Origin of the sequence: Clostridium sp. CAG:43, from assembly GCF_000434655.1 — a bacterium.
GTDB classification, from domain to species: domain Bacteria; phylum Bacillota; class Clostridia; order Lachnospirales; family Lachnospiraceae; genus Otoolea; species Otoolea fessa.
Window position 1 is genome coordinate 1 of record NZ_FR895109.1, and the last position, 1000, is coordinate 1000.

Sequence of the window (1000 nt, forward strand, 5' to 3'; positions counted from 1 at the left end):
ATCCGGATATTGTTCCCATGCAGCCGTCGATGCTATCACAGCATCACGGACCGCCTCCGGCATTCCGAGACGATTTGTATTGACTGAAAAATCTAACTCTACGGCTGCATCACCGTAAATATCGCCGCCGTGCGTGTATGGCATAGATGCTTCCTCCCTGTTGTTCTCTCTTTTTCACACTATTCTCTTATAAAAACAAAATCATGCCCCGTACCGCCAGTGCCAGAAGTCCCATGATTCCCGCCGCTCCATACATCAGGCGGTTGACACGACGGATGTCCTGCGGTTCAATCGGGTGTATCTCATCACCGATATATGGCTTCGGAACTAACTTGCCGAAATACCAGGCATCGCCCGCCAGTCGCAAGCCCAGCGCGCCGGCGCATGCCGACTCGGTCTGCGCGGAATTTGGGCTTTTGTGGTTCCGGCGATCACGCCGCCAGATACGGTAAGCATTCTTTCCGTCATATCGTAAAAGGTATGCAGATACTATCAATAAAAGCGCTGCCAGACGCGACGGAATCAGGTTTACCAGATCGTCCAGTTTTGCTGCCGCGCGTCCAAAATGCAGATATTTGTCATTTTTATATCCGACCATCGAATCCATCGTGTTGACTGCCTTGTACAGCCAGCCAAGAAGCGGACCTCCGATCGCCAGATAAAACAAAGGCGCAATCACTCCATCCGACGCATTTTCCGCTACCGTCTCAACTGCCGCCCGTGCGATCCCCGCCTCTGAAAGAGGTTTCGTATCGCGCCCGACAATCATCGACACTGCATAGCGGGCTCCCTCGGTATCTCCCGCCTCCAGCTTCCGGCAGACCGCCATGCTCTCATCCCGCAGGGAGCGCGCCGCCAGCAGATAGTAAGTCATGACCGCCTCGACTACTGTCTGAATCCAGATGCCGCCCAGACGGGAAATCCAGAGGATTGCGCCTGCCACACTGCCTGTCACAAGCAGCACCAGACACACAAAAAGAACGCCCGCGCGGCGTTCCCC

The 1000-nt window shown here is 54.8% G+C and carries 1 protein-coding gene; it reads right to left on the minus strand.

The features are described from left to right. Nucleotides 1–187 precede the first annotated feature (187 nt). On the minus strand, nt 188–1000 hold an 813-nt coding region (cbiB, locus tag QVO97_RS10360; protein ID WP_288189631.1), incomplete at its 5' end, for an adenosylcobinamide-phosphate synthase CbiB.